The 24,888-nt window shown below is 72.2% G+C and carries 20 protein-coding genes; 14 read left to right on the top strand and 6 right to left on the bottom strand.

The features are described 5' to 3' along the window. The first annotated feature begins 36 nt into the window (after positions 1 to 36). From ACFTXQ_RS28495 to ACFTXQ_RS28475, 5 genes are all read left to right on the top strand, one after another. Positions 37 to 2,469 (top strand): protein kinase, encoded by a 2,433-nt coding sequence (locus tag ACFTXQ_RS28495; RefSeq protein ID WP_382645843.1) that lies wholly within the window; start codon positions 37 to 39, stop codon positions 2,467 to 2,469. A 128-nt stretch (positions 2,470 to 2,597) separates the two neighbouring features. Next, entirely contained in the window at positions 2,598 to 4,214 is a 1,617-nt protein-coding gene (locus ACFTXQ_RS28490; RefSeq protein WP_382645840.1) for a serine/threonine-protein kinase, read from the top strand. A gap of 108 nt (positions 4,215 to 4,322) precedes the next feature. Continuing rightward, positions 4,323 to 5,954 (top strand): succinic semialdehyde dehydrogenase, encoded by a 1,632-nt coding sequence (locus ACFTXQ_RS28485; protein ID WP_382645837.1) that lies wholly within the window; start codon positions 4,323 to 4,325, stop codon positions 5,952 to 5,954. 29 nt (positions 5,955 to 5,983) lie between these two features. Then, positions 5,984 to 7,780, top strand: a complete 1,797-nt coding sequence (locus ACFTXQ_RS28480; RefSeq protein WP_382645836.1) for a GMC oxidoreductase — start codon at positions 5,984 to 5,986, stop codon at positions 7,778 to 7,780. Between the two features lie 177 nt (positions 7,781 to 7,957). Then, positions 7,958 to 9,619, top strand: a complete 1,662-nt coding sequence (locus ACFTXQ_RS28475; protein WP_382645833.1) for an LPXTG cell wall anchor domain-containing protein — start codon at positions 7,958 to 7,960, stop codon at positions 9,617 to 9,619. 283 nt (positions 9,620 to 9,902) lie between these two features. On the opposite strand, the gene ACFTXQ_RS28470 is transcribed toward ACFTXQ_RS28475, so the two are convergent. After that, on the bottom strand, positions 9,903 to 10,166 hold the full coding sequence (locus ACFTXQ_RS28470) for a chorismate mutase (RefSeq protein ID WP_382645830.1): 264 nt from the start codon (positions 10,164 to 10,166) through the stop codon (positions 9,903 to 9,905). Positions 10,167 to 10,461: 295 nt separating this feature from the next. Between ACFTXQ_RS28470 and guaA the strand changes: the two genes are divergently transcribed. From guaA to ACFTXQ_RS28450, 4 genes are all read left to right on the top strand, one after another. Continuing rightward, positions 10,462 to 12,060, top strand: a complete 1,599-nt coding sequence (guaA, locus tag ACFTXQ_RS28465) for a glutamine-hydrolyzing GMP synthase (protein WP_382645827.1) — start codon at positions 10,462 to 10,464, stop codon at positions 12,058 to 12,060. A gap of 124 nt (positions 12,061 to 12,184) precedes the next feature. Next, complete coding sequence (locus tag ACFTXQ_RS28460; protein WP_382645824.1) at positions 12,185 to 12,952, top strand: class II aldolase/adducin family protein; 768 nt, start codon at positions 12,185 to 12,187, stop codon at positions 12,950 to 12,952. Between the two features lie 102 nt (positions 12,953 to 13,054). Further along, positions 13,055 to 14,320: a hypothetical protein gene (locus ACFTXQ_RS28455; protein ID WP_382645822.1), complete on the top strand. Its 1,266-nt coding sequence runs from the start codon at positions 13,055 to 13,057 to the stop codon at positions 14,318 to 14,320. An 18-nt stretch (positions 14,321 to 14,338) separates the two neighbouring features. Beyond that, entirely contained in the window at positions 14,339 to 14,851 is a 513-nt protein-coding gene (locus tag ACFTXQ_RS28450) for a DoxX family protein (RefSeq protein WP_382645819.1), read from the top strand. Here ACFTXQ_RS28450 and ACFTXQ_RS28445 read toward each other — a convergent pair. Beyond that, complete coding sequence (locus ACFTXQ_RS28445) at positions 14,797 to 15,021, bottom strand: hypothetical protein (RefSeq protein ID WP_382645816.1); 225 nt, start codon at positions 15,019 to 15,021, stop codon at positions 14,797 to 14,799. The genes ACFTXQ_RS28450 and ACFTXQ_RS28445 overlap by 55 nt on opposite strands. Beyond that, positions 15,008 to 16,306, bottom strand: a complete 1,299-nt coding sequence (locus tag ACFTXQ_RS28440; RefSeq protein ID WP_382645814.1) for a PspC domain-containing protein — start codon at positions 16,304 to 16,306, stop codon at positions 15,008 to 15,010. Before ACFTXQ_RS28440 ends, ACFTXQ_RS28445 begins: the two co-directional genes overlap by 14 nt. A 131-nt stretch (positions 16,307 to 16,437) precedes the next feature. On the opposite strand from ACFTXQ_RS28440, the gene ACFTXQ_RS28435 reads away from it, so the two are divergent. The 4 genes from ACFTXQ_RS28435 (at position 16,438) to ACFTXQ_RS28420 (ending at position 21,129) form a co-directional block, all read left to right on the top strand. Then, positions 16,438 to 17,733: a PspC domain-containing protein gene (locus ACFTXQ_RS28435; protein ID WP_382645811.1), complete on the top strand. Its 1,296-nt coding sequence runs from the start codon at positions 16,438 to 16,440 to the stop codon at positions 17,731 to 17,733. Further along, positions 17,730 to 18,431 (top strand): LuxR C-terminal-related transcriptional regulator, encoded by a 702-nt coding sequence (locus tag ACFTXQ_RS28430; RefSeq protein WP_382645808.1) that lies wholly within the window; start codon positions 17,730 to 17,732, stop codon positions 18,429 to 18,431. Before ACFTXQ_RS28435 ends, ACFTXQ_RS28430 begins: the two co-directional genes overlap by 4 nt. An 83-nt stretch (positions 18,432 to 18,514) precedes the next feature. Next, positions 18,515 to 19,627 carry an alpha/beta hydrolase gene (locus ACFTXQ_RS28425; protein ID WP_382645805.1) on the top strand — a complete coding sequence of 371 codons (1,113 nt, stop codon included), beginning with the start codon at positions 18,515 to 18,517 and terminating at the stop codon, positions 19,625 to 19,627. 245 nt (positions 19,628 to 19,872) lie between these two features. Further along, positions 19,873 to 21,129, top strand: coding sequence for a hypothetical protein (locus ACFTXQ_RS28420; RefSeq protein WP_382645803.1), 1,257 nt, complete (start codon positions 19,873 to 19,875; stop codon positions 21,127 to 21,129). 744 nt (positions 21,130 to 21,873) lie between these two features. On the opposite strand, the gene ACFTXQ_RS28415 is transcribed toward ACFTXQ_RS28420, so the two are convergent. From ACFTXQ_RS28415 to ACFTXQ_RS28405, 3 genes are all read right to left on the bottom strand, one after another. Next, a complete protein-coding gene (locus ACFTXQ_RS28415; RefSeq protein ID WP_382645800.1) occupies positions 21,874 to 22,920 on the bottom strand; it encodes an NlpC/P60 family protein in 1,047 nt (348 codons plus the stop codon). 128 nt (positions 22,921 to 23,048) lie between these two features. After that, positions 23,049 to 23,402 carry a hypothetical protein gene (locus tag ACFTXQ_RS28410; RefSeq protein WP_382645797.1) on the bottom strand — a complete coding sequence of 118 codons (354 nt, stop codon included), beginning with the start codon at positions 23,400 to 23,402 and terminating at the stop codon, positions 23,049 to 23,051. A gap of 80 nt (positions 23,403 to 23,482) precedes the next feature. Next, positions 23,483 to 24,373 carry an alpha/beta fold hydrolase gene (locus ACFTXQ_RS28405; RefSeq protein WP_382645794.1) on the bottom strand — a complete coding sequence of 297 codons (891 nt, stop codon included), beginning with the start codon at positions 24,371 to 24,373 and terminating at the stop codon, positions 23,483 to 23,485. A gap of 154 nt (positions 24,374 to 24,527) precedes the next feature. Between ACFTXQ_RS28405 and ACFTXQ_RS28400 the strand changes: the two genes are divergently transcribed. Then, on the top strand, positions 24,528 to 24,887 hold the full coding sequence (locus ACFTXQ_RS28400) for an ArsR/SmtB family transcription factor (protein WP_382645791.1): 360 nt from the start codon (positions 24,528 to 24,530) through the stop codon (positions 24,885 to 24,887). Position 24,888: the final 1 nt, after the last annotated feature.

The following is a 24,888-nucleotide window of genomic DNA, read 5'->3' as shown; positions in this document are numbered from 1 at the left end:
GCCACGGGGGTGCCCCCAGCACTCGGGGGAGGCGATGTGGAGGAGTACGCGGGCCGGATCCTGGCCCACCGGTACCGCCTGCCGCTGCCGCCGTCGGACGAGTACGAGCTGATCGAGACCCGCGCCTTCGACACGCGGAGCGGGCAGGAAGTGCTGGTACGGCAGGTGCCGTTGCCGGAGGTCGTGGACGCGGAGCTGCTCGACGGCCCGCGGGCCGTCCCCTCGGCGGGGCGCCGCGACCCGGCGGACCTGCCGGCCGTGCGGCGCGCCATCGAGGCGGCGCAGGCGGCGGCCGCCGTCCCCGACCATCCGCGGCTGGACCAGGTCTTCGACGTGTTCGCCGAGGACGGGTCGCTCTGGATAGTGAGCGAACTGGTCCCGGCGAGGCCGCTGGCGGCGCTGATCGCCGATGAGCCGTTGAGCCCGTACCGGGCCGCGGAGGTGGCCTCGGACGTGCTGACCGCGCTGCGGGTGCTGCACGCGCACGGGTGGACGCACCGGAACATCACGGTGCGGACGGTTCTGGTGTGCGAGGACGGGCGCGTCGTGCTGACCGGCCTCGCGGCCGGCGCGGCGGAGGAGGCCCTGTGCGGCTACGACCCGCTGCCGGGGCGGGACTCCTTTTCCCCTGCGGGGGGCCCCGCCGAGTGGGACGGCTCGGCTTCACCCTCGGCTTCGTCCTCGTCTTCGCCTGCGTACGCGCCGTTGGTGGCCCCCGGGTACGACACCGGGCCGCGGTACGGCGATCACATCACCCCCGGCCGGGCGGAGGTACGGGCCGACCTGAAGGCCGCCGCGCGGGCCGGGGCCATCGCGGCCTACCGGGCCGGAGCCCAAGCGGCCGCCGCCAAGGTCACCGAGCAGAGGAAGGCCGGTTCCGATCCCATCGTGGTGCCGGAGCCGCGGCCCGCGGGCTCGTCCCTGCCGCAGGGGTACTCGTACCCGTACGGCGCCCCGGAGACCGGAGCCCCCGCCACCTGGCACGGCGCCACCCCGCGCCGCCCGGCCCTCTCGGGGCCCGAACCGGATCCGGAACAGCCGCCCGTGGGCAGCGCGGAAGGGCCGGGGCCGGCCGCGCGCCGGGGTACCTCCTCGGGCGCCGAACGTGACCAGGGGCCGGAGGGTGAGCGCGGGGCACCGTTCGGCGCCCTGCGGGGGCACCCCGGCACGCACCCGGACCCGGCGGCACCGGAGGGCACGGGGCAGGAGTGGCCGGAGGAGATCGGCGGGCGGGCCGCGCTGCCGGCGGAGTTGGTGTTGCCGCAGGGGTACCGGCAGGCCGATGAGGTGACCGTCGTGCGGCACGCGCCGGCGCAGCCCGGTGCGTTGGCGGCCGAGCGGGCGCGGCAGACGCGGATGGCCGTGGTCGGGGCCGTCACCGAGCGGTGGGCCCCCGAGCAGGCCGGGCCCGTGCAGGGCAACTGGCAGCTGGCGCCGCCCGTCGGGCCCGCCACCGACCTGTGGGCGCTCGGCGCGCTGCTCTACCGCGCCGTCCAGGGGCACGCCCCGTACCCCGAGGACAGCGTCGCCGAGCTCGTCGAGATGGTGTGCGCGGAGCCTCCCGCCTTCGCGGAGGAGTGCGGTGCGCTGCGCCCGGTCGTGGAGTCGCTGCTGCGTCAGGACCCGACGGAGCGCCCCGACTTCGAGGAGCTCCGCGGCTGGCTGCGTTCGCTCGTACGGTCCGCTCCCGAGCCGGAGGCGGCCCCGCTGCCGGAGCCCGACCCCGCCCGGCTGCCCGTCGTACGCCGTCGCGGCGACCTCCACGGGCGGCACCGCAACCCCGCGGCGCCGCGCAGGCCCCGTGCCCTCGGGCGGACCCTGCTCGTCGGCATCCTGGTCCTGCTCGCGGGTGCGGTGGCGTACGCGCTGCTGTTCATGCCCCGTTCCGCCGGGCGGGAGGAGGGGGCGAAGAACACCCCCGCCGGGAGCAGTTCCGCGTCGCCGTCACCCGCACGGCCGAGCCCTTCGCCCTCCGCAACCCCCGAGGCCAACCCGGCGCCCCAGACCGCAGCTCCCGCCCCGGCCGGCTACACCACCCAGCAGGACCCGGAGCACTTCGAGATCGCCGTCCCCGAAGGGTGGGAGCGCCGCGGCATCAACGAGTCGGGCCAGGTCCGCTACACCGACGGCCAGTTCGTCCTGACCGTCGTCCCCGGCCGGGACAAGGTCCAGGGCAATCCGGACCCGGCGGCCTACCAGAAGGACAAGGAGCCGGAGCTGACGCCGTACCGGACCTCCACCTGGTCCACCGTCGGCGACATCAAGTCCACGAAGGTCGGCCAGCAGCTGCGCGTCACGGGCCGGTACACGTGGATCGACGGAACCGGCCGCAACGTCTTCGCCCGCAACTTCGTCGTGGCGCTCGGCGGCAGCTACCACGTCGTCCTGGTGACCGGGCCGGAGGACGAGCAGGGCAAGGTCACCGAGGTCTTCGAAAAGGCCACGGCGAGTTACAAGTCCGGTGGCTGAGACCGTACTGACGACGGATCAGTACGGCGATTGCGTCACAGTGCTGCCATTCGGGGCCCGTCCGGTTCCTGCAGTGCCCGCGGGCTCCGTAATCTGGCGGCCTGGAGTGCAGAGAGCGGCGGGGTTTCGTGGAACAGCAGACAGGTGGGGGCGCCGTGCTGGCGGGCCGGTACCGGCTCGTCGAGCCGATCGGCCGCGGCGGCATGGGCAAGGTGTGGCGCGCGCATGACGAGCTGCTCCACAGGACCGTCGCCGTCAAGGAACTGACGGCGGGTCTCTACGTGGCCCAGGCCGACCGGGACGTCATGCACGCCCGGACCCAGAAGGAGGCCCGGGCCGCGGCCCGGATCCAGCACCCGGCGGTCGTCACCGTCCACGACGTGCTGGAACACGACGACCGGCCGTGGATCGTCATGGAGTACATCGACGGCCCGTCCCTCGCCGAGGCCGCCAAGGCGGCCGGCCGGATCGAGCCGCGCGAGGCGGCCAGGATCGGGCTGCACGTGCTGGGGGCGCTGCGCGCCGCGCACGCGGTCGGCGTACTGCACCGGGACGTGAAGCCGGGCAACGTGCTGCTCGCCAAGGACTGCCGGGTGCTGCTCACGGACTTCGGGATCGCCGCGATCGAGGGCGACTCGTCCATCACGCGCACCGGCGAGATCGTCGGCTCCATCGACTACCTGGCCCCCGAGCGGGTCACCGGCGGGACCCCGGGCACGGCCTCCGACCTGTGGTCCCTCGGCGCCACCCTGTACACGGCGGTCGAGGCGCGCTCGCCGTTCCGCCGCACCTCGCCGATCTCCAGCCTCCAGGCCGTGGTCAACGACGAGCCGCCGGCGCTGAAGCAGTCCGGGGCGCTGGGGCCGGTCATCACCGCCCTGCTGCACAAGGACCCGGCGGAGCGGCCCTCGGCCGAGGAGGCCGAGCGGATGCTGATCGAGGCGATGGAGGGCCGGGAGCCGAAGGCGGCGCAGGCGTACGTACCGACGCGCGCGGTCACCCCCGAGGAACTCGGATCGGCGCAGGAGCTGCCCGAGGAGCCCGCCACGGCGGCCCCGACGGCCCCGACGGCCGCGCTGCCGGAGCCCCCGGCGGCCGAGCCCGTCCCCGCCTCCGGGAACGGCTGGATCAGACGCGCCGCGGTCGTCGCCCTGGTGGCGGCGCTGATCGGCGGCGGCGGCGTGTTCGGCGTGCTCAAGTTCACCGGCGACGGCGACGGGGGCGGCGGTTCCGACAAGTCTGTGAGCACCGCCGACGGGAAGGCGGGCGACGCCGAGGACGAGACCGTCCCCGCCGGCTGGACGGAGGTGACCGACCCGACGGGCTTCACCCTGTTCGTCCCGGAGGGCTGGACGCGCCAGATGAACGGCGATCAGATCGACTACACCCCGGACAACGGGAAGCACTTGATCCGGATCGCCGCCGACCCCAAGCCGGACTACGACAACCCGTACATGCACCTGCTCGACCTGGAGAAGCAGGTGTCGAAGCGGACGGACTACAAGAAGCAGCTGCTGAACCAGAACTCCTTCCGGGACACCGTGCGGGCCGCGCTGTGGGATTTCACGTGGACCGAGAAGCAGAACCACCCCGGACCGCGCCGGGCCATCGAGCAGATGTACTTCGCCCCGGACGGCACCGAGTACGCCATCTACATGTCGGGCCCCGCAGCCGACTGGAACACGACCCGCCGGCAGTTCGACATCGTCCTCAGCGGCTGGGAGCCGCCCGCCCCGCGGCCCTGATTCCTTCCGGCCTGATTCCGCCATCCCGCCAGCAATCACTGGCGGAAATGGCAAAATCGGGTTACCCACGGGTACCCAAAGGCTCGCGGGCGCAATACGCTCACCGCCATGACGGACTCGCAGGCCCCCGACGCCCCCCTCCGGACCGCACCGCAGCCCACCAACCCGGTAGCCCCGGCCCCGGCAGGTGCCCGCACCGCCGCCGACGTGGTGACCCCCGATCTCGTCGCCCGCCTCACCCGCGGAGTCATCGGCTCCGGCCGCACCGCCAACCACACCCCCTTCACCGGAGACCGGCTGGCGGAGCTGCCCGAGGCCACCCCCGAGGACGTCGCCGAGGCCTTCGAGCGGGCCCGCGCCGCGCAGCCCGCCTGGGCCGCCGTCCCCGTACGCAAGCGGGCGGCGGTGCTGCTGCGCTTCCACGACCTGGTCCTGGCCCGGCAGGCCGAGGTCCTCGACCTCATCCAGCTGGAGACCGGCAAGGCCCGCCTGCACGCCCACGAGGAGGTCCAGGCGGTCGCCGTCGCCGCCCGCCACTACGGCAGGAAGGCCCCCTCGTACCTGCGCCCCAAGGGCCACACGGGTGCCATGCCCACCCTCACCAAGGTCACCGAACTGCGCCAGCCGCGCGGCGTCGTCGGCCAGATCGCGCCCTGGAACTACCCCCTGGAGCTGTCGGTCGGCGACGCCCTGCCCGCCTTCGTGTCCGGCAACGCGCTCGTCATGAAGCCCGACACCGAGACCGCGCTGACCGCCCTGTGGGCCCGTGACCTGCTGATCGAGGCCGGGCTGCCCGCCGAGGTCTTCCAGATCGTCCTCGGCGAAGGCCCCGTCGTCGGCCCCGAGGTGGTCCGGCACGCCGACTACGTCTCCTTCACCGGCTCCACCCGTACCGGCCGCGAGGTCGCCCGGGGCGCGGCCGACCGCCTCGTCGGGGTCTCCCTCGAACTCGGCGGCAAGAACGCCATGCTCGTCCTGCACGACGCCGACATCGAGAAGGCGGCCGCGGGCGCCGTCCGCGCCTGCTTCTCCTCCGCCGGCCAGCTGTGCGTCTCCATCGAGCGGCTCTACGTCCACGCCTCGATCGCCGACGCCTTCGTCGAGCGGTTCGCCGCCCGCACCAAGGCCATGCGGCTGGGCAGCTCCCTCGCCTACGGCGCCGACATGGGCTCCCTGGTCGGCGAGCGCCAGCTGGAGACCGTACAGAGGCACGTGGACGAGGCCGTCGCCAAGGGCGCCACCCTCGTCGCCGGCGGCACCGCCCGCCCCGACATCGGCCCCCTCTTCTACGAGCCCACCATCCTCGACGGCGTCGAGGCACCCATGGCGGTGTGCGGCGAGGAGACCTTCGGCCCCGTCGTCTCCGTCTACCGCTTCACCGACGAGGACCAGGCCATCGCCGAGGCCAACGCCACCGCCTACGGCCTCAACTCCAGCGTCTGGACCAAGGACTCCCGCCGCGGCCACGCCGTCGCCGCCCGCCTGCGCACCGGCACCGTCAACATCAACGAGGGCTACGCCCCCGCCTACGGCAGCGCCCAGGCACCCATGGGCGGCATGAAGGACTCCGGCCTCGGCCGCCGCCACGGCTCCGAGGGCATCCTCAAGTACACCGAGGCCCAGACCGTCGCCCACCAGCGGCTGCTCCCGATGGCGCCCTCGCTCGGCATGGACGACGAGAAGTACGCGGCGTTCATGACGCGCAGCCTCAAGGTCATGAAGGCGCTGCGACTCCGTTGATCCTCCGATTCCGCTAAAGGGGCAGCACCGTGTCTGAGCCGTACGACTACGACGTCATCGTCATCGGATCGGGCTTCGGAGGGTCGGTCTCGGCGCTGCGCCTGACCGAGAAGGGCTACCGGGTCGGCGTCCTGGAGGCAGGGCGCCGTTTCACCCGCGAGGGCCTGCCGAAGAACAGCTGGGACCTGCGCAACTACCTGTGGGCCCCGGCCCTCGGGCTGTACGGGATCCAGCGGATCCACCTGCTCGGCAACGTGATGGTGCTCGCGGGCGCCGGCGTGGGCGGCGGCTCGCTCAACTACGCCAACACGCTCTACGTGCCGCCCACCCCCTTCTTCGAGGACCGGCAGTGGGCCTCCATCACGGACTGGCGCGAGGAACTCGCCCCGTACTACGACCAGGCCAAACGGATGCTGGGGGTGCGGCTGAACCCGACGATGACCCCCTCCGACGTCCACCTCAAGGCGGCCGCCGAGAAGATGGGCGTCGGGGACTCCTTCCACATGGCCCCGGTCGGCGTCTTCTTCGGAGACGGAGAGGACGCCGAGGGGCAGGCGAAGGTCCGGCCCGGCGGCGAGGTCGCCGACCCGTACTTCGGCGGCGCCGGCCCCGCCCGCAAGGCGTGCACCGAGTGCGGCGAGTGCATGACCGGCTGCCGGCACGGCGCGAAGAACACCCTCAACGAGAACTACCTGCACCTCGCCGAGCGCGCGGGCGCCGTCATCCACCCCATGACCACGGTCACCGCCCTCTCCGAGCACCCCGAGGGCGGCTACCGGGTCCGCACCGTCCCCACCGACCAGCGCCGCAGCCGCGCCAAGGGCACGGCGAAGGTGCTGCGCGCCCGGTACGTGGTCGTCGCCGCGGGCACGTACGGCACCCAGACCCTGCTGCACACGATGAAGGACCGCGGCGAGCTCCCCCGCCTCTCGGACCGGCTCGGTGATCTCACCCGGACCAACTCGGAGGGCCTGGTCGGCGCGCAGACCGACGACCGGCGCTACCGCAAGCGGCACGGCAGGGAGCGGCGGGCGGACTTCACCCGGGGCGTGGCGATCACCTCCTCGGTGCACCCCAACGCCGACACCCACATCGAGCCGGTCCGCTACGGCAAGGGCTCCAACGCCATGGGGTTCATGACGGTCCTCCAGGTGCCCTACGACAGGCACCGGGTCCGCGCCTGGTTCGCCCGCACCGCCAGGCACCCGGTCCAGCTGCTGCGCTCCCTCTCCAACCGGCGCTGGTCGGAGCGGACCATCATCGGGCTGGTCATGCAGTCGCTGGACAACTCGCTGACCACCTACCGCAAGCCCGGCGGGATGGGGAAGGGCCTGCTCACGGCCCGCCAGGGCCACGGAGCTCCCAACCCGGTCCAGATCGCGGAGGCCACGCAGGCCGCGACCCTGCTGGCCGAGGAGATCAACGGTTTCCCGGGCAGCAACATCGGCGAGCTGATGGGCACCCCGCTGACCGCCCACTTCCTCGGCGGCTGCCCCATCGGCGCCTCGCCCGAGGAGGGCGTGGTGGACCCGTACCACCGGCTCTACGGGTACCCGGGCATCTCGGTGGTGGACGGCGCGGCCGTCTCCGCGAACCTCGGGGTCAACCCGTCGCTGACGATCACGGCGCAGGCGGAGCGGGCGATGTCGTACTGGCCGAACCGGGGCGAGCAGGACCCGCGTCCGGAGCAGGGCGCCGCCTACGTACGCCTCGCGGCGGTGGAACCGGCCAGTCCGGCCGTTCCGAAGGAGGCCTTCGGCGCGCTGCGGCTGCCGTTCCTGGCGGTTCCGGAGATTCCGCCGAGGAGTACCGGAACCGAAGGGTGACCCGCGGATGACGGCGGTGGGCACTGCGCTCCCCCTCCGAGCGCAGTGCCCACCGCGGTACATACGTGACAGGTGTTTCGCCCCGATGGTTGTACCGGAATCCCGGGAGCCGGTCTGTGTCGTCCATCACGTGGCGAAGCGTGCAACCGAGGCTCGGGGCCGGTGGTCAAGGGGTGCATGAGAAAGCGCATCTCCCTGCTGGCGGCAGTCGGCCTGGCGGCCGTGGGCCTCGCCGCCGCCCCCGCCAACGCCGCGGATCCCGTCTTCACGCTCACCAGCCCGGCGGAGATCGGCCTGCGCCCGCACCCCGGGCAGAACGGCCAAAAGCCGCAGAAGACCTCGGTCGAGTTCCGCGTCGAGAACGAGACGGGCAACGTCTTCGACCGCCAGAGCACCTTCACGATTGACCTGAGCCCGCTCAAGGGCGTCGCCGACGTCGCGCTCGACAAGGAGCAGTCGCCCGGCTGCACCCTCGCCGCCACGACGGTGACCTGCAAGGACTGGGCGATCTGGACGCACGGCAGCAACGTCGTGTCCCTGGACCTCACCGCCGCCAAGGACAGCAAGGTCGGCACGGTCGCCGACCTGACGATGACCGGCAAGGCGGAGGGCGCCACCTTCAAGCCCGCCACCACCAAGGTCAAGGTCGGCGGCCCGGACCTGGTGCTGGAGGAGGCCGCCCTCAAGGCGAAGCTCGTCCCCGGCGAGACGCAGCCGCTGCCGATCGTCTTCAGCAACGCCGGCACGGAGTCCGTCGACGGCGTGGCGCTGGAGATGAACACCACCCACGGCATCGGGCTGGTCGAGCGGTACGACAACTGCACCTACAGCCAGAACGACGGCGCGGGACAGCCGTGGAACGCGGGCTGGAGCACCACGGTGTGCATCCTCGACGGCGAGTACAAGCCGGGGACGGTCTACGAGGTCACCGGCGCGCTGACCCTCAAGGCCGCCCCGCACGCCTTCATCGACGGGATGACCTACGCGGTGCACGCCGCCGGCGCCCAGCCGAAGACCACCCAGAAGCTGGACCGCCCGAGCACGGGCAAGCTGCTGACCGTCGTGGAGCGGCAGTCCAAGGCCGCCGGCCTGCGGTCCGCGGACATCGACCCGTCGGACAACCAGCACGAGTTCGACTTCCAGACGAAGAACACGGCCGACTTCGCGGCGCGCTCCGTGTCCCTCAAGGGCAAGGCCGGCGACACGGTGAAGGCCGACTTCGGCTTCGACAACAAGGGGCCGGCGTGGGTCGCCTACCTGCGCTCGGGTGAGGACGTCGCCCGGACGGACATCGTGATCCCGCAGGGCGCCAAGGTGACGAAGGTGCCGGCGCAGTGCCAGGGCGTCAACGCCGACGGCAGCTACCGCGAGCAGAACCCGGGAGCCCCGCGCTACTTCTGCGGGACCACCCACATCGTGGGCGAGACGGAGAAGGTCTCCTACCCGTTCGAGCTGAAGATCGAGCAGGTCGTGGCCGACGCCACGGGCTCCGTCTCGGTGGGCCAGTGGACCCCGTCCGGCACCAAGCCGCAGGACTGGGACCCGAACCACGCCAACAACAAGGCCGCCTTCGTGATCAACGGCAAGGACGGCGGCACCACGCCGACCCCGAGCCCGACCACCGGCACCCCGACCCCGACCCCGTCCGGCTCGACGACCCCGTCGGCCACGCCGAGCCCCACCGCGAGCACCGGCACCGGCACCGGGACCACGGCGCAGGGCGGTCTCGCCAGCACCGGCGTCACCGCCGGTCCGGTCCTGCTCGCCGGCGCGGTCCTCGTCGCCGCCGGTGGAGCGCTGTTCCTGGTGTTCCGCCGCCGGGCCACCGGGCGCGCGTGACCCCGTAGGAACCCCGCACAGCACACAGAAGAACGGCCGGCCCGGGGCGTCCCCCGGTCCGGCCGTCTTTTCATGGGTGACCGGCCTGCTGTCCCCTGCCGTCCGGTCACGCGAGGGAGCGAGGTCCCACGACGCACGCTCCACGGTGCGCACGTCTCATCGCTCCTGCGGAGCCACGCGTGGTGTTGCGGTCCCGCACCTGGCTGGCGCGGACATCCTCACCAACGAAGGGTGCCCGGGGCGGTCACGCTCCGGACGAGTGACGAACACCCGCTCAAGGGGCTCAGACGCGGCCGCGGCACAGCTCCAGCAGGGTCATCGCCAGGGCCGTGCCGGGCTTGCCGAGGGCGTCGCTCCAGTGGGAGAGCACCTCCATCTCCCGTGAGAGGTGCACCCTGCGGCCGCCCGAGGAGATCCGGGCCTCCTGGATGACGGTCGAGACGGCCATCCGCTCCTGGATCAGACCGATGATGCGGTCGTCGAGGGCGTCGATGCGGTCACGGGAGTCGACGATCAGCTGCTCGGGGGTGGTGGCGGTCGTGGTCATGACGGTTCTCCTTGGGGGTCGTGGCCCACAGGAGCGGGAACGCGAGAGCGCCCCGGTCCTGTCGGACCGGGGCGCTCTGGGAAGTCAGCGGCTCAAGCGAGCATCACGAGGACCCATGGCGACCGGACCGGCCGGTGCCATAGGTAAAGAGGAAGCTCAGCTGCTTGCGCATGGAACGGATTATTACCCTCCGCCCTGCTCCGGGCCAACCGGGTTCGGATGGTGAGACGAATGGGTGGTGCCGTCCCCCGTTAGAATCGACAAAACAAACCCTCTTCCGCCGGAAGGCCGTCCCGTGCCAGAAGCACCCTCCGCCGCCCACGACAGCGCCCCGGACACGGTCCTCGTCGTCGACTTCGGCGCCCAGTACGCCCAGCTCATCGCCCGCCGCGTCCGCGAGGCACGGGTCTACAGCGAGATCGTCCCCAGCACGATGCCGGTGGCCGAGATGCTGGCCAAGGACCCCAAGGCGATCATCCTCTCCGGCGGCCCGTCCTCCGTATACGAGGAGGGCGCCCCGCGCCTCGACGACGCCCGCGCCCTCTTCGAGGCCGGTGTCCCCGTCTTCGGCATGTGCTACGGCTTCCAGCTGATGGCGACCACCCTCGGCGGCACCGTCGACAACACCGGCGCGCGCGAGTACGGCCGTACGCCGCTGTCGGTCTCCAAGGCCGGCTCCACCCTCTTCGAGGGCACCCCCGAGCACCAGTCGGTGTGGATGTCCCACGGCGACGCCTGCTCGGCCGCCCCCGAGGGCTTCACCGTCACCGCGTCGACGAACGTCGTCCCGGTCGCGGCCTTCGAGAACGACGCGCAGAAGCTGTACGGCGTGCAGTACCACCCCGAGGTGATGCACTCCACGCACGGCCAGCAGGTCCTGGAGCACTTCCTCTACCGCGGCGCCGGCCTGGAGCCCACCTGGACCACCGGCAACATCGTCGAGGAGCAGATCGCGGCCATCCGCGAGCAGGTCGGCGACAAGCGCGCCATCTGCGGCCTCTCCGGCGGCGTGGACTCCGCCGTCGCCGCGGCCCTCGTGCAGAAGGCCATCGGCTCGCAGCTGACCTGCGTGTACGTCGACCACGGCCTGATGCGCAAGGGCGAGACCGAGCAGGTCGAGAAGGACTTCGTCGCCGCGACCGGCGTGCAGCTGAAGGTCGTCGACGCCCAGGAGCGCTTCCTGAACGCGCTCGCCGGGGTCTCCGACCCGGAGACCAAGCGCAAGATCATCGGCCGCGAGTTCATCCGCGTCTTCGAGCAGGCCCAGTCCGAGATCATCGACGAGGCCGAGGGCGGCCCGGAGGTGGCCTTCCTGGTCCAGGGCACCCTGTACCCGGACGTCGTCGAGTCCGGCGGCGGCACCGGCACCGCCAACATCAAGTCCCACCACAACGTGGGCGGCCTCCCCGAGGACATCGAGTTCGAGCTCGTCGAGCCGCTGCGCCAGCTGTTCAAGGACGAGGTCCGGATGGTCGGCCAGGAGCTCGGCCTGCCCGAGGAGATCGTCCAGCGCCAGCCCTTCCCCGGCCCCGGCCTCGGCATCCGCATCGTCGGCGAGGTCACCAAGGACCGCCTGGACCTGCTGCGCGAGGCCGACGCCATCGCCCGCCACGAGCTCACCGCGGCCGGCCTGGACCGCGAGATCTGGCAGTGCCCGGTCGTCCTGCTCGCGGACGTCCGCAGCGTCGGCGTCCAGGGCGATGGCCGCACCTACGGCCACCCGATCGTGCTGCGCCCCGTCTCCTCCGAGGACGCGATGACCGCGGACTGGACGCGCATGCCGTACGAGGTGCTCGCCCGGATCTCCACCCGCATCACCAACGAGGTGCCGGACGTGAACCGCGTGGTCCTGGACTGCACGAGCAAGCCCCCGGGCACCATCGAGTGGGAGTAGTCCCCACCGGTCGCCCCCGGCGAAGCCGCCGTTCCCTCCGGAGCGGCGGCTTCGCCGTTCCTCTGGCCACTTGGCCGGGTCCCCGGTACCTTGCGCCGCGACCCGAGCCGTCGAAGGAGGGCCCATGCCGGAGCAGCCCGTACCCGTCCCCGTGGAGCGGCTCGGCTTCGAGATGCCGCCCGTGCACGACACCGTCGAGGCGGCGCGCGCCCACCGCAAGGCCCGGCTGGCCGAGGCCCTGAGGCTGCTGGGGCGGCTGGGGTACGGGGACGGGGTGGGCGGGCAGGTCACCGCGCGGGACCCCGAGTTCGAGGACTGCTACTGGGTGAACCCCTTCGGGCGGGCCCCCGCCGGCCTCGACCCCGACGACCTGCTGCTGGTCGACGGGGACGGGCGGGTGGTCCGCGGGCAGCGCCGGGTCAACGAGCTGGCCTTCGCCGTGCACGCGGCGGTCCACCGGGCGCGCCCCGAGGTGGTGGCCGTGGTCCGCGCGCAGGGCCCGTACGGCCGCGCCCTGGCCTGCCTGGGCGAGCTGCTGGCCCCGATCACCCAGGAGGCCTGCGCCTTCTACGAGGACCATGCGCTGCTGGACGAATTCACCGCGGACGGGGACGCCGACGCGGACCGCATCGCCCGCGCGCTGGGCCCGTACAAGGCGCTGATCCTGCGCAACCGCGGGCTGCTGACGGTCGGGGACTCCGTGGACGCCGCCGTCTGGTGGTTCCTGGAGGCGGAGCGGGCGGCGCGGGTGCAGCTGATCGCGCGGGCGGCCGGGAAGCCGGTGCCCATCGACCACCGCCACGCGGTCGCGACCCGCGAGCGGTTCGGGTCCGATCTGGCCGCCTGGGTGAGCTACCAACCCGTCAGGGAAACGGTGGCGTCAACATCATGAACGGTTAATCACCTGCTCTGACATCGTGCGCAATCCGGAACACTGCCGCAGTGGTGCACAATTCGCTGGCATTGCACCGTAGTTCAGAGAGGCGGCACGCACGTGGCTGTCCAAGAGATGTCTGAGACGTCCAGAGGTGTCCACACCGCCGCCTGCGTCTGCGACGACTGCGCCCGCGAGGGCCACCGCCGGGCCCTCGCCGGGTTCCTCGAGAAGCGGGACGAGTTCGCCTCCGGGCAGGGGGTGCCGGCCGCCGTGGCCCACTCGCTGGGGGCGTCGCGCCAATGGGTCTCCGACGAACTGACCCTGTCGGCCCGCGCCGTCGCCGACCGGGGCCGGGAGGCCGGGAACTCCTGGCTGTACCTGTTCTCCCGGCGGGCCGTCCTCGCCGTGTGGATCGCCGCCGGCGTCCTGCTGCTCGTCCAGGTCGGCACCGCGCTCGGCACCGGCTGGTCCACCGCCCGCACCGCCGGGCTGCTGGCGGCCCTGGTGCTGGCCGGGCTGCTCACCGTCGCGGCCCGCGCCCAGTCGGTGCGCGGCGGGCTGCTGGCCCCGCTGGTCGGCGAGGACAACCGGCTGTCCACCTCGAAGGCCGTGCCGAGCGCCTGGGTGGTGCTGACGGCGTTCGCCGCGCTGCTGCCCGCGCTGCGGCTGGCGGCCTCGGCGCCCGGGCCGGAGCGGCAGGCCCTGTACGCGGGTTTCGCCCTGGACCGGGCGCTGCCGCTGCTCGCGGTGGTCTCGCTGACCTCGGCGGTGGCCGTGCTGGTGCGCCGGGTGGTCTCCGTACGGATCATGGGCCAGCGGTTGCAGAAGCTGCCGGCGGACCGGCCGCGCGGAGTGGACCTGCTCACGGACGACGCGGGCCGCGGCAGCTTCCCGGACGCCCAGTACGTACTGGTCTCCACGGTGGTGCTGGCCTACGCGGCGGTGTCGCTGGCCCGCTTCCCGGAGCGGCTCCCGCAGCTGCCGTGGGCGCTGGCCCTGCTGGTGGCGCTGTCGGCCGCCGTCTACCTGGCCGCCAAGTACGCCGAGGGCACCCGTCCGCTGGTGCTGTCGGTGGTGCGCAGACGGGAGCCCGGGGACCTGGACGCGGCCGTCCGCCCCGGGGACGACATCGAGATCCGCGGGGTGGGCTTCGTGCCGCCCGGGGCGCAGACGCCGGAGATGCTGGCCCGGCTGGTGGTGCGGATCGGGGCGGTCCACGTCCACGTGCCGCTGGTCCCCGTCGCCGGAGGGTTCACCAACCCCTCGGACACGGTCCTGACGGTGCCGGTCCCGGCGGAAGTGGAACCCGGCCGCATCGAGATCCAGGTGGTGACCGCCGCAGGAGTGGAATCCAACCGGTGCACCATCGACGTGGCCGAGTGATGGGGGTACACATGTCGCGTGACCCGAACCGATGTTCCTGACGCAACCCGATTGAGCGACTCCCCGATCAAGGAGCAGGCGGTCCGCCACGCCCTGCTGCCGCTGCGGATCTTCCTCGGCGTGACCTTCGTGTACGCGGGCATCGACAAGCTGACCGACTCCGCGTTCCTCTCCGCCACCGGTGACGGATCCATCGGCGACCTGATGCGCGGGGTGCGCGACACCTCCGCGGTCCCGGCCCTGGTGGACCTCGCCCTCAAGGCCCCCGTCGGCTTCGCCGTGTTCCTCGCCATCGGGGAGATCCTGGTCGGCCTCGGAGTCCTGGCCGGTCTGCTGACCCGCGTCGCGGCCGCCGGCGGAGCGCTGATCTCGCTCAGCCTGTGGCTCACCGTGTCGTGGGCGGTGACCCCGTACTACTACGGCAACGACCTGATCTACATGGTGGCCTGGACCCCGCTGATCCTCGCCGGGGCCGGCTACCCGTCGCTGGACTCGCTGATCCGGTCGCGCCGGTCCCGCCGCAGGGCGTAGGTGATCATCCCCGTCAGGGCGGCCAGGCAGAGCCCGCCCACCGTCAGCGGGATGACCAGGAACCACGGCAGATCGGCGCGGCCCGTCGCGTCGAGCAGGTAGAGCACGCCCGCAATGATCAGGGCCAGCCCCGCGATCAGCCGTCCCGGCTGGAACTCATGACGCCGCACGGGCCACCTCCACCTGTCCCACACCCGCGCTGAGGTGCAGCTCGATCGTTCCGCCCGCCTCGGTGCCGGCGGCGGGCGGCAGCGTCGCCTCCTGGTGTTCGCCGCCGTTGCGGATCCGCACGTCCTGGCTCGTCTCCCCGGGCATGTGGATGTCGCCCAGCCGGATCGAGACGTCGGCGACGGCCGTCACCTCGCGGGGCACGACCACCTTGAGCCGTCCCGCGTCGAGGGAGGCGCGGACCGCCACGGTCGTGCCCTTCGGTACGTCCAGGCGGCTCAGGTCCAGGGTCGCGAACCCGGTGCCCGCGTCGTAGACGGGCTTCACGTCGGCCACCGCGGCCGGGCGCCACTCGACCTTCCGCCAGTCCGTGCCGATGTCCCGGGGGAGCACCGAGGCCCCCGCCAGCAGCCCCGCGGTCACGAGCCCCAGCAGTACCGTGCCGAAGCCGGTACGGCCCTTGACCGAACTGACCGCGAGGCCCAGACCGAACACGGCCAGGGCGGCGGCGAACCCGATCTGGAGCGCGTGGCTGAGGGTGCCGCCCTCCCACACGGAGGCGGCGGAGCCGGCCCCGGCGAGCAGCGCCAGGACGAAGACCCGGCCGCCGATGCCGCCGCGCGGGCGGGGCGGGACGGCGGGCTTCCGCGCGGCTCCGGCCGCGGCCGGCTCCGCCACCGCCTCGGCGTCGTCGTCCGGGCCCCACAGGTAGCCCGTGGTGCCGACCGGGCCGGTGGTGCCGTCCTTGACCAGCGGGTCCCGCCACCAGGACGGTCCGCCCGGGGTCGGCGGAGCCTTCGTCTCCGGCGGGGCGGGGGAGTGCGCGGCGGGGGCCTCCGCCTCCGGCGGGTAGGCGTGCCGGCGCCGCTGCGACCAGTACGAGGCCCCGCCCAGCGCCAGGATGACCAGGACCGAGAAGACCGCGAGGCCGCCGTTGTCCAGCATCGACAGGAACAGCGCGCAGCCCACCAGCGCCGCGAACACCGCCGCGAGGGTCGCGCCCTCGATCCGGCCGGTCAGCATCTTCTTCGCCTCGCTGTCGTCCTCGCCCTCGACGGGGAGCAGCAGCCACGCGAAGCCGTAGAAGATCAGGCCGACGCCACCGGTGACCGCGAGGACGCCGAGGACGATCCGGAAGATCATCGGATCCAGGTCGAAGTACCGGCCCAGGCCCCCGCACACGCCCGCGAGCAACTTGTCGCGTTTGCTGCGGCGCAGGGGCGGACGGGCATCCGGAGGGGCAGGGACCCCCGGGTGCTCCGGCGGGGCGTCGTGTACTTCGGTCATGGGTCCATGGTGACGGGCCGCCGAGGCCCGCGGCATCCGGCCCTACCCTGGCACAACCCTGATATCCCCCCGACAGAACTGGGGGGATGCCCTGATGCCCGGCCGCCACCCGGCGTGTGACCATCAATGGCATGCCGTCCGTAGCCGCCACCCGCACCCCCCTTGCACCGGAACCCGAGGAAGCGCCGCACCGCAAGCTCTACCGCAGTGCCGACGGCCGGATGCTCGGCGGTGTGGCCCGCGGCCTCGCCGGACACCTCGGGCTGCCCGTCGTCTGGGTCCGGCTCGCCTTCCTCCTGTTGTTCATGTGGGGCGACGGCCTCGGCATCCTGCTCTACGCCGCCTTCTGGGTCTTCGTACCGCTGGGCGTCGGCGGCCGCACCGGGCACCGCTCCTTTTTCGAGACCCTCGCCGACGGCAGCCGCCGCCTGCGCAAGCCCGACCGGGGGCAGATCACCGCGCTGATCGCCCTGTTCATCGGCGCCGGCATCTTCATCTCCAAGGTCCAGCTCGGCGGCGCCTCCGGCCGGTACGTGTGGCCGACGCTGCTGGTCGGGGCCGGTGTGGTCCTCGTATGGCGGCAGGCCGACAACGCGCGGCGCGCCCACTGGAACGAGGCCGCCGGACGGCACGGGCGCCTCTTCCAGACCGCCCGGGCCCTCGCCGGCGTCGCCCTGGTCGGCGTCGGACTCACCGTCTTCATCGTCGTACGGGGCTCCGCCGCCCAGCTCGGCAACGTCCTGACCGCCACCCTCGCCGTCCTCGTCGGCATCGCACTCCTCGCCGGACCCTGGCTGATCCGCATGACCCAGGACCTCTCCGAGGAACGCCTGATGCGCATCCGCGCCCAGGAGCGCGCCGAGGTCGCCGCCCACGTGCACGACTCCGTCCTGCACACCCTCACCCTGATCCAGCGCAACGCGGAGGACGTCGGGGAGGTCCGGCGGCTCGCCCGGGCGCAGGAGCGGGAGCTGCGGAACTGGCTGTACAAGCCCGAGGGCACCGGCAAGGACGAGGCCGAGGAGCCGGCCACCCTCGCGGAGGCCGTGAAGAAGACCGCCGCCGAAGTGGAGGACCACCACGGCGTCCCCATCGAGGTCGTCCTCGTCGGCGACTGCTCGCTCGACGAGCGGCTCGCGGCCCAGGTCCAGGCCGCGCGCGAGGCGATGGTCAACGCCGCCAAGTACGGTGGCGAGGGCGGGGCCGTGCAGGTGTACGCGGAGGTGGAGGGGCAGACCGTGTTCGTGTCCGTACGGGACCGGGGACCGGGCTTCGACATCGAAGCGGTACCGGACGACCGCATGGGCGTACGAGAATCGATCATCGGCCGGATGCAGCGCAACGGCGGGACCGCGGTGCTGCGGTCCGCGCCCGACGGGGGCACGGTGGTCGAACTGGAGATGGAGAGGGCGGCGAACGCAGCATGACCGAAGAAGCCGGTACGAACGAGCACGCGACCGAGGCCCGGCGGGTCCGGGTGGTGCTCGTCGACGACCACCGGATGTTCCGCACCGGCGTACAGGCCGAGATCGGCGACACCGCGCGGACCGGCGTCGAGGTCGTCGGCGAGGCCGCGGACGTGGACCAGGCCGTCACCGTCATCACCGCCACCCGGCCCGAGGTGGTCCTGCTCGACGTGCACCTGCCCGGCGGCGGCGGGGTCGAGGTGCTGCGCCGCTGCGCCCCGCTGATGGCGGCGGCCGAGCACCCCGTACGGTTCCTGGCCCTGTCGGTGTCGGACGCGGCCGAGGACGTCATCGGGGTCATCCGCGGCGGCGCGCGCGGCTACGTCACCAAGACCATCACCGGCACCGACCTGGTGGACTCGGTCTTCCGGGTGCAGGACGGGGACGCGGTCTTCTCGCCGCGCCTCGCGGGCTTCGTGCTCGACGCCTTCGCCTCGACGGACGCGCCGCCGGTCGACGAGGACCTGGACCGCCTCACGCAGCGCGAGCGCGAGGTGCTGCGGCTGATCGCGCGCGGGTACGCGTACAAGGAGATCGCCAAGCAGCTCTTCATCTCGGTGAAGACCGTCGAGTCGCACGTTTCGGCGGTGCTCAGGAAGCTGCAGCTCTCCAACCGCCACGAGCTGACCCGCTGGGCCACGGCGCGCCGTCTGGTGTGACCGCCCGGTAGGAAAGGGTGTGATCCACGACGCAGGGGGGAGGGGCAACCGGACGGCGTCGCGCCGCCCTCTTGGGTGGCGTGATGAGCCTGACGGGGACCCCCTTTTTCGCGACGGTGGCCGTGCTGGCCGCGATCGCCGTCGTCCTGCCGCTGGTGGTGTGGAGCAAGGTGCGCGGCCCCGCCGTCGTGCGCGTCGCGACCCGCGGGCTGATGGTGGTCTTCGCGCAGGTCACCGCCGTCGCGGTGGTGTTCGTCGCGGTCAACCGGGACATGAACTTCTACGCCTCCTGGGGGGACCTGTTCGGCACCGGCAAGTACGTCACCGCCGCCCCCGACCTGGGGCCTGACGGGCTCGGCGGGAAGAAGGCCTCGGAGGTCAAGGCCGAGCCGAAGGTGAAGCAGGAGTTCCAGCCGGTCGACGGCCTCGGCGGCCGGGTCCGGAAGACCGAGCTCGACGGGAAGATCTCCGGGGTCAAGGGCGACGTCATGGTGTGGCTGCCGCCTCAGTACGACGACCCGGCCTTCAAGGACAAGAAGTTCCCGGTGGTCGAGCTGATCCCGGGCATACCCGGGACGGGCAAGTCCTGGTTCCAGGGGCTCAAGGCGCACGACGTGCTGGAGCCGCTGATGAAGAGCGGCAAGGTGAAGCCGTTCATCCTGGTCTCGCCGCGCGCCATGCTGCTGGGCAACGCCGACACCGGCTGCGCCAACCTCCCCGGCAAGGTCAACGCCGACAGCTGGTTCAGCGTCGACGTCCGCAAGATGGTCACCGACAACTTCCGGGTCTCGGAGGAGGCCCGCACCTGGGGCGTCGCCGGGTACTCGGCGGGCGCGTACTGCTCCGCCAAGCTGGCGATCTCCCACCCCGACCGCTACGGCGCGGCCGTCTCCCTGTCCGGCTACAACGACCCGGGCCAGGAGCCGTCGTCGCTGGTCGCGCAGGACCCGGAGCTGCGCCGCACGCACAACCTGAAGGCCGTGCTCAAGGCCGCTCCCGCACCGCCCGCGGTTTCCCTGTGGATGTCGGGGGCCGAGCAGGACGGCTACCTGTCCGGCATGGACCTCAAGGCGATCGCGCAGAGCCCGACCGTGGTGCACGCGGAGAAGGTGACCGGCGGCCACAACCTGGACTCGTGGTCGAAGCAGCTGCCGCAGACCTTCCAGTGGCTCAGCGGCGTGGTCAAGACGCCGTAGCGGCCGCGCGCGGCTCGCCCGCCCGAGTGGCCGGGCCAGCGGTGAGCGGGGACCATGGAAGAAGAGAGCGGTGCCCCTTGGGGACGTGAAGCACTGGGATGCATGAGGCCTTCGGGCGCTGTCCCTGCCCCTCTCCCATCCCCAGCCACAGGCCCGTGACGTGCGCCCGGCGGTCCCACTTCCCGTTGATGCGGTGGCCGTCTTTCCGGCTGCCGGGACGGAGAGCCATGGGTGCTTTCGGCATATTGATCGTCCTTCTGGTCCTGGTCCTGCTCCTGGTCGTGTACAGGATGTGGGACAAGCGCAGGGACCGCGGTCCGGAGCTGGAAATCGAGGAGGACACTCCGACGTTCCAGGTCGTGGCCCTGGGACTGCAGGGCTCCGGCAAGACGCTGCTGCTGGCCAGCATGTACCACCGGCTGAAGTCGACGGCGGGCCAGAGCTACTTCCTCAAGGCTCCGCCGGACGACGTGATGCAACTCAACCAGTGGTACAGCCAGATGGCGGATACCGCGGCGGACGCGGGCTGGCCACCCGGAACGGCGAAGGGGGAGGCGCGGAACTTCACGTTCACGGTGAAGAGCCACGTCGCCGTCGGCGTCCGGCCACGGCCGATGCTCCACCTGAAGTACCTGGAATACGCGGGGGAACTCCTGACGGAGCCCCAGGCGCCCGGATCGACGGTGCAGGCGGAGCTGTACGAGGACATCCGGCAGGCCGACGCGATGATCGGAATCATCGACGGCAACCACGTCCGGCAGCACCTGGACGGTGCGCCCCAGGGGCAGGTCCGTCTCGAGCAGACGCTCAACGCCCTGGTGCCGATCATGATCGAGGCGGAATGTCCCATCAGCTTCGTCATCACCAAGTGGGACCTGCTCGCCGATCTGCACCCCGATGAGAAGGTCCGGCTGGAACTCGTACAGGACCTGCTGACCTCGAACGATCACTTCCGGTCGTTGGTGAAGATCCACAGCACCGTACGGGCCGTCCGTCTCATCCCCGTCAGTGCGGTCGGCCCGGGATTCGCGACCGTCGACTCCACCGGGAGGATCGTCAAGATCCCCGAGGGGAAGGTGCATCCCACCCGCGTCGACGTCCCGTTGTCGGCCGTCGTTCCCGACCTGTTCGACCAGGTGGAGCGCCGACTCGACGAGGAGACCCGTGCGGCCTTCCACGCCGAGGTACGCCGGCGCAGCCAACTGGACCCGATCGATGCGGTCGCCTCCCTGCTCACCTTCGCCGGCCGGGCGGCCGGCAAGGCCCTGCTCGCCGCCTTCGGCCCCTCGGCGGCGGTACTGACCGGCAACGCCGTGCTGAGCATGTTCCTCGACTCGGCGAGCGGAGGGTACGCGGCGACGCAGACGCGCCTCAGGCAGAACCTGAGCCAGGCCCAGCAGAACCATCAGCAGTTCTGCGTCGCGCGGCGCCGGGTCCTCGAGGACATGCGCCGGAAAGTAGCGGTCCTGGAGGACCAGTTGCCGCACTCCAGGTTGTCCTGACATGGACGGCCCCTCACACGGCCGGCCGGCCTGGCCGTTCCTCGTCGCCCGCGGGCGGTACCTCGGCTACCGGACCCTGCTCGCGCCCGACTTCCTCGTCGCCGAGGGCGACTACGGAGTCCTCGACGATTCCGTGGCGCCGGGCATGGTGGCGGAGCAGGTGAAGGTCGTACCGGTGGTCACCGGGGCCGGACGCCGCCTGACGGTCGTGCACACGACGCACCAGGTGACCGCGGTCGACATCGCCGAGCCGGGAAACGACTCCGTGGACCAGGCGCCGCGGGACGAGTTCGGCCGTCCGCTCCAGTTGTTGTACGGCTTCGTCTGCGAGGAGGACCGGGTCGCCGCACCGGATCCGGACGATCTGAACACCTGTCGTGAGACGGCGCTCCCCGTCTACCGGCGGTTCCTCGGCGACGAGGAGGGCTTCACGGTCCAGTCCGGGCGGGCGTTCCCCATGCGATCGGCTCCCCCCGCACCCCAGGCTCCCCCCGCACGCCCGTCTCCCCCCGCACCCCCGGCTCCGCCCCGGCCCGTGGACGCGCCGTCCGGGCGCCCGTCCGCGACCGGAGGTTCCCTGCCGAGCCGCATACGTTCCCTGCCGGGGCGTCGGCGCGGATGGGTCGCCGCGGGGATCCTGGTGCTCATCGGGATTCTGATCTTCTGGCTGGTGAAGGCCTGCACCCCGAAGCCGGAGCCGGAGTGCGATCACTGGGGCCGCTGCTCCAGCTCGTCGGCCAGTGCCTACGCCGGGCGGGACGCGCCGGCCCAGGGCATCGAGTCGATCGGGGCCACGCGGACCGTGGAGCCCGGGCGCGGGGCGTGGATCATCTGGCCGTTACCGATGTACATGCCGACGTGGGTGACCCCGGAGTAGAAGAACACCAGGTCGCCGGGGGCCAGTTGGTCGCGGGAGACGCGCCGGCCGGCGTTGATCTGGGTGTAGGTGGTGCGCGGGAGCGAGACCCCGGCCGCGCGCCAGGCCGCCTGGGTCAGGCCGGAGCAGTCGAAGGATCCCGGGCCCGTGGCACCCCAGACGTACGGCTTCCCGATCGCGCCGTGCGCGAAGGCCACCGCACGGGCGGCGCGGGAGCTGTCGGCCGGTCGCGGGGGAGTGGACTGCGGGGCCGCGGCGGGCGCGGCGCCGGCCGACCTGGCCTCGTACGCGGCACGCTCCTCGGCGGTGAGCCGGGCCAGCAGCCGCTTCGCGGTGCTGAGCTTGCCCTCGATCTCGGCCTTGCGCTCGGCCAGTTCGTCGCGCCGCGTGCGGAGGTCTGCGAGCCGTCCGGAGGCCTGCTCGCGCAGCTTGCCGACCTCGTCGAGCCGGCGGCGCACGGTGCTGATGCCGGCGGCGTTGCGGTCCCCGGCACGGGTGATGAAGGAGGCCTGGGAGAGGTACTCCTGCGGATCGGCGGCGGTCACGAGGGTGACCGCGGTGCCGAGGCCGCCGCCGCTGCGGTACTGGGTGGCGGCCATCGAACCGAGCGCGCCGCGGGCGCTGTTGAGCTGATCGGTCTTGCGGGCGGTCTCGTCGCGCAGGTCGTCCAGTGCCCGCTCGGCCTCGTCGGCCTTCTGCTTCGCCCCGTTGTACCGCTCGGTCGCGGCCTCGGCCTCCTCGTAGAGCCGGTCCACCTCCGACTCGACCTGCGAGGGAGAGAGGCCGGGGTCGGCATGCGAGGTGCCTTCGAAGGCGGTGGCGGTGGCAGCGCCCGCGAGGGCGAGGGTGGTGGCGGCGGTGCGTACCGTGCCGCCTGCGAGCGGGCGCTGCCTGGGCTTTCGATGACTGGCCACGAGGGCCTCACGTCCTTCCTCCGTCGGTGCTTGGAGGAGGACGCTAGACCCGGAGGTAACGGGCAGATGACGGGATGATCGTAAGTGGCCTGATACGACCGGGGATGGCTGCTCGGGACCGATGCGGATCAGTGCCAGAGGACGGCGATGAAGATATTGATCACGGTCAGTCCGCCGACCGCGCCGAACAGGGCCTTCTCCACCTGCTCCTCGTCGCGCTTGACGTAGACGAGGGCGAGGATCACGAAGAGGATCGCGAGCTTCACGCCGATCTTTATGTTGTTGACGGCAGTGCCGTCCATCTCGCGGAAACCGACGAGCAGGACGCCGGTGACGAGCATGGTGAGCGCGCCGTGCAGCATGGCGGGCACGAAGCGGGCGGTGCCGGCGCCCATCGCCTTCATCTGGGTCAGGAAGCCGCCGAGGAGCGAGGCGATGCCGATGATGTGGAGGCCGACGAAGGCGTTGATGAGGACGGTCATGGCTTCGAGCGTACGGGGTGGCCGTGCGCGGATTCCGCCCGGGCGGGGGCGGGGGACCGCCCTCGGAACCGCCCCCGTAATCAGCCGAAGAAGCGGGTCAGCTCCGCCGTGACGAACTCCGGCTGCTCCTCCGGGAGGTAGTGGCCGCTGCCGTCGACGCGGACCACGCGGGTGTCGGTGCCGAGCGCCGGGACGGCTTCGGCGAGGACGTCGTGGTTGCTGTACTCGCCGCCGAGGGCGAGCAGCGGGGCGGTCACCGGGGCGTATCCGGCGAGGTCCGCGATGTCCTGGACGAAGGTGCGGTACCAGTCGTTGCCGGCCCGGATCGCCTCCGGGGTGTCGTAGGCGCGGGCGTACACGGCGCGCGCGTGCGCGTCGACGGAGGCGGGGTCGGCGGTCCCGGCGCCGAACAGCCAGTCCAGCAGGAGGCGGGAGCGGCCGGCGAGCAGCTGCTCGGGCAGGCCGTGCACCTGGTTGAAGGCGAACCACCACAGGTGGCGCGGCGTCCCGGGCTCCGGGATCAGGGGCATCCGCATCCACGACTCCTCGGGGTGCGAGACGTCGAGGAGGGCGGCGCGGCCGATGGCCTCCGGGTGGTTGGCGGCGAAGGCGTAGGCGACCATCGCGCCGATGTCGTGGCCGGCGATGTGGGCCCGCTCCAGGCCGAGGTGGGTGAGCAGGGCCCGTATGTCGGCGGCCATCGTCTTCTTGTCGTAGCCCTCCTGCGGTTTGTCGGAGCTGCCCATGCCGCGCAGGTCCACGGCGATCACCCGGTAGCGGCGGGCCAGGGCGGGCATCACCTTGTGCCACTGCCACCAGGTCTGCGGCCAGCCGCCGAGGAGGACGAGCGGTTCGCCGCTGCCGCCCTCCACGTAGTGCAGGCGGGTGCCGTTGACGTCGGCGTGGTGGCTGGTGAAGCCGCCTTCGAGGGAGGCGGCCAGGGAGGCGTCGTCGAGCAGGGTGTCGGGCATGGGTGCGTGTCCTCACGTGGCGTGGATGCATGGATGCGTGGATGTATGGATGACCGATCGACCGTACGAAGTTCTCGTACGATTGATCTGAACTGTACGAGATCTTCGTACGGTCCGGCAATGGTCCGTACGAGATCTGCGTACAGTTGGATCCATGGCTGCCGCTGCTGAGCTCACCCACCCCGCCGCCGACCGCCTCGAGCTGGTCGAGGTCCTGGCGGCGCTCGGGCACCCCGTCCGGCTGGAGATCGTCCGCAGGCTGGCCTCGGGCGAGGAGGCGTTCTGCGGTGAGGTGGTGCCCGACCTGCCCAGGTCGAGCGTCACGCACCACCTCAAGACGCTGCGCGAGAGCGGAGTGATCTGCCAGCGCCCCCAGGGCCGCAAGCTCTACCTCGTGCTGCGCCGCGACGACCTGGAGCAGCGCTTCCCGGGCCTGCTGGGGATCGTGCTGGGCGACGGGTTCCGGGAGGGCGATTTTCCGGGCTCGGAACCGGCTGTCGGTCCGGCCCCCTAGA

Source organism: Streptomyces sp. NPDC057010 (assembly GCF_042673805.1).
GTDB lineage: Bacteria > Actinomycetota > Actinomycetes > Streptomycetales > Streptomycetaceae > Streptomyces.
The sequence above is the reverse complement of the archived record's forward strand: the minus strand, read 5'-3'. Positions and strand labels throughout refer to the sequence as shown.